Below are 7,068 nucleotides of genomic sequence, written 5' to 3'. Positions count from 1 at the left end.
CGTTGATAGGCCGGGTGTGGAAGCGTGGCGACACGTGAAGCTTACCGGTACTAATCGTTCGATTGGCTTGATCGCTCTGGCGGCAGCCGGCCTGGCGCTGGCCGTCCCGTACCTGATCCTGTGGCGAAGCTACGGCTCGCCAGCGCCGAGCACCGCCGGGCAGACGCAGATGCTGAAGGACTACATCGCCGAATTCGGCTGGGACAGGCTGCCGCGCGTGAGCCTCTCCGCCTATCTGGCCGACGCGCCGTCGCTGTTCGCGGTGCAGCTTGGGCGCAGCTTCGTCCATCTGGCGCTGCTGATGGCGATGTGCGCGACGGCGATCGTGGCCTTTCTGCCCCGGGAGCGGGAGGCGCGGCCGGTGGCGTCCACGCTGGTGCGCGCCGCGACGCTCGCGACGGTCGCGACGCTCTCCGTCCACCTCGCCTTCGCCTACCAGCGCTACGCCGAGTATGGTTGGCTCGGCGATCTTTATCCCCGCTACTACTTCCCGCTGCTCGCGGTCTATGGCCTGAGCTGGACGCTCGCCGCCCGTCGGTCTGCGGGACGCCTGGCTCCCGCCGCGACGCCTATGGCCGCCCCGGAGCCCGACGCGATCAATCGGCTGGCGACCCGCCCCCCGGAGAAGAGGACTCGGTCATGGTCTTGACGGATCGCGCGCTGGTGGTCTGGACAGCGCTTCTTCTGACGACGTTATGGGTGTTCTGGCTGTCAGGCGCGGATGCGCAGATCGGCCTTCCCGGCGCCGGAAAAGGGGCCGCGACGGCCGCGACGGCCGTCGCGCTCCTCGGTTTCGCGGTCCGGCTCTGGTTCAGGCGCCCGGGCTAGCCGGCGGCGCCGTCCTGCGGCACGCGGCCGTGGACGAGGTCGCGGATGAAGCCGAGCTTGTGGATCACCGGCTCGGTCAGCACGAACGGGTACGGATCAGGCGCGCCCATCGACCTGTTCAGCGCGTTCAGCGCCGCCGACAGCGCGAGCCAGGATTCGGCGATGTTCGCCATGGTGGTGTTCGGCGAATAGACGTCGAAATTGATCATCGCGGTGAGCAGATCCTCGTGGTCCTCGCGCGGGTTCACCACGAAGCCCCAGGCCCGGCCGGTGTCGAGCGTGTCGGTGATGTGGAAGTAGTGCGCCCAGGTCTCGGCGAAGTCCTCCCACGGATGCGCGGCCGCGTAGGACGACACGAAGTGAAGCTGCCAGTCGGGCTTGGGCCCGTTGGCGTAGTGCCGCTTCAGCGCCTCGCCGTAATCCTGCGAGTCGTCGCCGAACACGGCGCGGCAGGCCGACAGCCGGCCGCCGTCGCGCACCAGCCGGTCCCAGTACCAGTGGCCGATCTCGTGCCGGAAATGGCCGAGCAGCGTGCGGTAGGGCTCGCCCATCGAGGTGCGGCGGCGCTCGCGCTCGGCGCCGTCGGCCTCCGCCAGCGCGATGGTGATCAGGCCGTTGTCGTGCCCGGTCATGACGTGGACGCCATTCTCGGGGTCGTGGCTGAGGAACTCGAAGCCGAGCCCTTCCGGATCTTCTTCGCGCGTCACGAGCGGCAGGTTCAGGCGCAGCAGCGTGTAGAACAACCGGCGCTTGGCGATCTCCATCTTCTGCCAGAGCGCGACGTTGGAGGCCTCGCCCAGATTGGGCACGACCAGGTTGTGCCGGCAGGCGAGGCAGAAGCCGCCCTCGCCCTCGCCCGGCACCAGCCAGTTGCAGGCGCCGTGCGCATAGTTCTCGCAGTACCGCCACGGCCTACCGTCCGCGTGGCGGCCGACCGAGACCCAGCCGCCGTCGTCGGCCGGCTCCAGCGCCAGCATCGCGTTGGTCTCCGGCTCGTAGCCGAGCGCGTGGTTGCAGCGCTCGCACAGGACGTTCTCGAAGAACACCACCTGGTCGCAGGACGGGCAGGAAAACAGTTTCATCGAACGTCCTTTGCACGCGGCGGTTTGTGTCCGGCGCCCGACAATGCCGCGGGGCGTTAAACAGTTCCGGACATGCCCTGCCGGCCGTCGCGATCAGCCTTGCTGCGTCGCGAAAGCCCACTAAGCTGCACGCCGCCAACCCGGAGCGCCGCGCCACGCATGTCGATCCTCGCAGCTCTCCACCACGTCACGCACTACAAATACGATCGCCCGGTGGTCCTTGGGCCGCAGGTCATCCGGCTGCGGCCGGCGCCGCATTCGCGCACCCGCGTGCCGTCCTTCTCGCTGAAAATTTCGCCGGCGAACCACTTCCTCAACTGGCAGCAGGACCCGTTCGGCAACTACCTCGCCCGGGTCGTCTTCCCCGAGCCGACCACGGAGCTGAAGATCGAGGTCGATCTTCTCGCCGACATGACGGTCTACAACCCGTTCGACTTCTTCCTCGAGGAGGGCGCGGAGACCTGGCCCTTCACGTATGAGGAGACGCTGCGGACCGACCTCGCGCCCTACCTCGAGACGCCGCCGGCCGGGCCGGAGCTGCAGGCCTTCCTCGCCGGACTCGACCGCAGCGAGCCGCGCACCATCGACTTTCTGGTCGGCCTCAACCGGACGGTCTCGCAGGCGGTCCGCTACCTGATCCGCATGGAGCCCGGCGTGCAGACGCCGGAGGAGACGCTCCGGAAGGCGTCGGGCTCCTGCCGCGATTCGACCTGGCTGCTGGTCCACGTGCTGCGCAATCTCGGCTTCGCGGCGCGCTTCGTGTCCGGCTACCTGATCCAGCTGAAGCCGGACCTCGTCGCCCTCGACGGGCCGCCCGGCACGGACCACGATTTCACCGACCTGCACGCCTGGACGGAGGTCTATCTGCCGGGCGCCGGCTGGATCGGGCTCGATCCCACCTCCGGCCTGCTGACCGGCGAAAGCCATGTGCCGCTCGCGGCGACGCCGCACTACCGCTCGGCCGCGCCGATCTCGGGCGCCGCCGGCTATGCGGAGGTCGAGTTCGATTTCTCCATGTCGGTCGCCCGCATCGCGGAGCGGCCGCGCGTCTCCTATCCGTTCTCCGAGGAAAGCTGGAAGGAGCTCGACCGGCTGGGCGAGGCGGTCGACGCCGAGCTCGTCCGCAACGACGTGCGGCTCACCATGGGCGGCGAGCCGACCTTCGTCTCGATCGACGACTTCCAGTCGCCCGAGTGGAACGCCGACGCCACGGGACCGCAGAAGCGGGCGCTGGCGGACGAGCTGATCCGCCGGCTGCGCGACCGCTTCGCGCCCGGCGGCTTCCTGCATTACGGCCAGGGCAAGTGGTATCCGGGCGAGACCCTGCCGCGCTGGACCTTCTCGCTGTACTGGCGGAAGGACGGCAAGCCGATCTGGAAGAACGCCGAGCTGATCGCCCGCGAGCGCGCCTCGAACGCCGTGGACGCCCACGCGGCCGAGACGCTCGCGACCGAGGTCGCCACGCGGCTCGGCGTGCCGGCCGCGAACGTCACGGCGGCCTATGAGGACCCGGCGTACTGGCTGACGCGCGAGGCGCAGCTTCCGGACAACGTGGACCCTTCCAATTCCAGGCTCGCCGACCCGGAGGAGCGCGCCCGCATCGCCCGCGTGTTCGACCGCGGGCTCAATGCGCCGACCGGCTACGTGCTGCCCATCCAGCCCTGGCAGGCCGCGCCGGCGATCCGCTGGGTCTCGGAGCGCTGGTCGACGCGCCGCGACAAGCTGTTCCTCAGCCCCGGCGACAGTCCGGTCGGCTATCGCCTGCCGCTCGGCTCGCTGTCCTATCTGACGAAGTCCGAGTTCCCCTACTTCTTCCCGGCCGATCCGACGCGGCCGCTCGACCCGCTGCCCGACCCGGACCAGATCGCGCTGGGCCACGAGCAGCGGCAGATCCGCGTTCCGGAGCAGCCCTCCGCCGCTGCGGCGCTGCCGGCCGCGCAGGACGAGATCGTCGGCTATGTGCGCACGGCGCTGACCGTCGAGCCGCGCGACGGCAAGCTCTCGGTCTTCATCCCGCCGATGGAGTCGATCGAGGCCTATCTGGATCTGCTGACGGCGATCGAGGGCGCGGCCGAGGCGCAGGGCCTGCCGATCCAGATCGAGGGCTACGCGCCGCCGCCCGACCCGCGCGTCAACGTCATCCGGGTCGCGCCCGATCCGGGCGTCATCGAGGTCAACGTGCATCCTGCCGGCTCGTGGCGCGAGGCGGTGGCGATCACCACCGGCGTCTATGAGGAGGCGCGGCTGTCGCGGCTCGGCGCCGACAAGTTCATGATCGACGGCAAGCATTCCGGCACCGGCGGCGGCAACCATGTCGTCGTCGGCGGCGCGACGCCGCTCGACAGCCCCTTCCTGCGCCGCCCCGACCTGCTGAAGTCGCTGATCCTGCATTGGCAGCGCCATCCGTCGCTGTCCTACCTGTTCTCCGGCCTGTTCATCGGCCCGACCAGCCAGGCGCCCCGCGTCGACGAGGCGCGCCATGACGGGCTCTACGAGCTCGAGATCGCGATGGCGAACGTGCCGCCGCCGGGCGCCGGCGCGCCGCCGCCGCCCTGGCTGGTCGACCGGCTGTTCCGCAACCTGCTGATCGACGTCACGGGCAACACCCATCGCTCCGAGATCTGCATCGACAAGCTCTACTCTCCGGACGGGCCCACCGGCCGGCTCGGGCTGGTCGAGTTCCGCGGCTTCGAGATGCCGCCGGACGCGCGCATGAGCCTCGCGCAGCAGTTGCTGATCCGGGCGCTGATCGCCCGCTTCTGGAAACAGCCGGCGGAAGGCTCCTTCGCCCGCTGGGGCACGCAGCTGCACGACCGTTTCATGCTGCCGGCCTTCGTGTGGGCGGACTTCCTCGACGTGCTCGCGGACCTGGGCTGGGCGGGCTATCCGCTGCGGCCCGAATGGTTCGAGGCGCAGGCCGAGTTCCGCTTCCCGTTCTGCGGGCGGATCGAGCGCGAAGGGCTTGCGCTGGAGCTGCGGCAGGCGCTCGAGCCATGGCACGTGATGGGCGAGACCGGCGCGATCGGCGGCACGGTCCGGTTCGTCGACTCGTCCGTCGAGCGGCTGCAGGTGAAGCTCCAGAACGCCGATCCGGCGCGCCACGCCGTCGCCTGCAACGGCCGGCTCGTGCCGCTCGCGCCCACGGGCGTCAGCGGCGAAATGGTCGCCGGCGTGCGCTTCAAGGCGTGGCAGCCGGCGACGGGCCTGCACCCGACCACCCCGGTGCACGCGCCGCTGACCTTCGACATCTACGATCGCTGGTCGAAGCGCTCGATCGGCGGCTGCGTCTACCACGTCGCCCATCCGGGCGGCCGGAACTACGACTCCTTCCCGGTGAATTCATACGAGGCGGAGGCCCGCCGGCTTGCTCGCTTCCAGGACATCGGGCATACGCCCGGAGCCTTCGAGCCGGCCCGCGAGCCGCTCAACGCCCAATTCCCGCTCACGCTCGATCTGAGGCGGCCGGCGGGCCTCACGGGCTGACCGGTCGCGGTCGCCAAGTTTCGCCGGCGGGCGGCATGACGCCGCCCGCTCGCCCTGGAGCCCCAGCCGGTGCCCCGATCGTCAACCGCCGACGCGCCGACGCCATCCGTTCCCGATGAACGGCCCTCCGCGGGCCTGCTCCGCGGCTACCGGCCGCCGGCGGGCGTCTTCGACGAGGCGGTCGACGCGAAAGGCGGCGTGCGGCCGCACTACCGCCCGCTGATCGCCGCGCTCGCCGCGATGGACGAGCCGGAGCGCGAGCTGCGCTTCTCCAGCGCCGCGCAATATCTGCGCGAGGCCGGCGTCTACTACCGGATCTATGGCGGCCCCGAGCGCGGCGGCGAGGACGTCCGGGCCTGGCCGCTGGCGCAGCCGCCGCTGATCATCGCGCAGCAGGAATGGACCGAGCTCGCCGCCGGCCTCGCGCAGCGCGCGCTCCTCCTCGAAAGGCTGATAGCCGACCTCTATGGCGAGCGCCGGCTGCTCACGGACGGCGTGCTTCCCCCGGCCCTGCTCGGGCGCAATCCCGAATTCCTGCGGCCGCTCGCGAACCAGGCGGCGTCCGGATCGCCGCTGATCCGCTTCATCGCGGTCGATCTCGGCCGCGGCCCCGACGGCCGCTGGTGGGTGCTCGGCGACCGCGCCCAGGCGCCGTCCGGCGCCGGCTTCGCGCTGGAGAACCGCGTCGCGACAGCCCGCGCCTTCCCGGAGCTGATCCGCGACCTGAAGGTGCAGCGGCTGGCCGGCTTCTTCCAGAAGTTCCGCGAGACCCTGAACGCGCTTGATGACGGCCGCGGCGCGCGGGTCGGCGTGCTCTCGCCCGGGCCGCACAACGAGACCTATTTCGAGCACGCCTATCTGGCCCGCTATCTCGGCTTCCTGCTGCTCGAGGGCGGGGACCTGGCGGTCCACGGCTCCTCCGTGGTGGTCAGGACCGTCGACGGCGCCAAGCCCATCCGGGTGCTGTGGCGCCGCCTCGACGCCGATTTCGCCGACCCGCTCGAACTGCACCCGCGCTCGCGCATCGGAACGCCCGGGCTCGTGCGCGCGGTGCGGGCGGGCGCGGTCGAGATGGTCAACGCGCTTGGATCGGGAATCCTCGAGACCCGCGCGCTGCTCGCGTTCCAGCCGGCGCTGGCGCAGGCCCTGCTGGACGAGGAGCTCCGGCTGCCGACGGTCGCGACCTGGTGGTGCGGCCAGGAGGCCGAGCGAGACTACGTCAAGACGCATCTCGAGCGGCTGTCGATCGCGCGCGCCTTTCCGCAGACGGTCGAGGATGAGGAGCATCGCCGCCCGCTCGATCTCGGCATGCGGCGCACGCCGTCCGAGCGGCTGCTCGACGACCTTGCGAACGATCCGGGAAACGTGGTCGCGCAGGAGCTCGTCGGGCTCTCGACCGCCCCGATGTTCTCCGAAGGCAGGCTCGAGCCGCGGCCGGTGACGCTGCGCGTCTACCTCGCGCGCCACGCGGACGGCTGGAGCGTGATGCCGGGCGGCTTCGCCCGGGTCTCGAGCTCGACGGACCCGCTTGCGGTCACGATGCAGTCCGGCGGGCGCTCGGTGGACGTGTGGGTGACGTCGGACCGGCCGGAGCGGCCGGTATCCCTGCTCGGGACCTACGCCTTCATCATGACGGTCACGGCGGCCCTGCTGACCTCGTTCTATTCCTGGCGGC

4 protein-coding genes and 1 rRNA gene are annotated in these 7,068 nt (G+C 70.7%); 4 read left to right on the top strand and 1 reads right to left on the bottom strand.

Annotation, left to right across the window (positions count from 1 at the left end):
* Together ACIKT0_RS10450 and ACIKT0_RS10445 are read left to right on the top strand one after the other, a co-directional pair.
* Nucleotides 1-75, top strand: a 23S ribosomal RNA gene (locus tag ACIKT0_RS10450); the annotation flags it as partial.
* Between the two features lie 564 nt (nucleotides 76-639).
* Nucleotides 640-828: a hypothetical protein gene (locus ACIKT0_RS10445; RefSeq protein ID WP_407105288.1), complete on the top strand. Its 189-nt coding sequence runs from the start codon at nucleotides 640-642 to the stop codon at nucleotides 826-828.
* Here the strand turns inward: ACIKT0_RS10445 and ACIKT0_RS10440 are convergent.
* On the bottom strand, nucleotides 825-1,910 hold the full coding sequence (locus ACIKT0_RS10440) for a zinc-binding metallopeptidase family protein (RefSeq protein ID WP_407105287.1): 1,086 nt from the start codon (nucleotides 1,908-1,910) through the stop codon (nucleotides 825-827). The genes ACIKT0_RS10445 and ACIKT0_RS10440 overlap by 4 nt on opposite strands.
* Nucleotides 1,911-2,069: 159 nt before the next feature.
* Here ACIKT0_RS10440 and ACIKT0_RS10435 point away from each other — a divergent pair, with 159 nt between their 5' ends.
* Nucleotides 2,070-5,393, top strand: coding sequence for a transglutaminase family protein (locus ACIKT0_RS10435; protein ID WP_407105286.1), 3,324 nt, complete (start codon nucleotides 2,070-2,072; stop codon nucleotides 5,391-5,393).
* Between the two features lie 69 nt (nucleotides 5,394-5,462).
* Nucleotides 5,463-7,068, top strand: a 1,606-nt coding sequence (locus tag ACIKT0_RS10430; protein WP_407105285.1) for a circularly permuted type 2 ATP-grasp protein, incomplete at its 3' end; no start/stop codon positions are given.

Source organism: Hansschlegelia beijingensis (assembly GCF_045505405.1).
In the GTDB taxonomy this organism is placed as follows: Bacteria; Pseudomonadota; Alphaproteobacteria; order Rhizobiales; family Methylopilaceae; genus Methylopila; species Methylopila beijingensis_A.
This window is presented reverse-complemented; position numbering and strand designations above follow the sequence as displayed.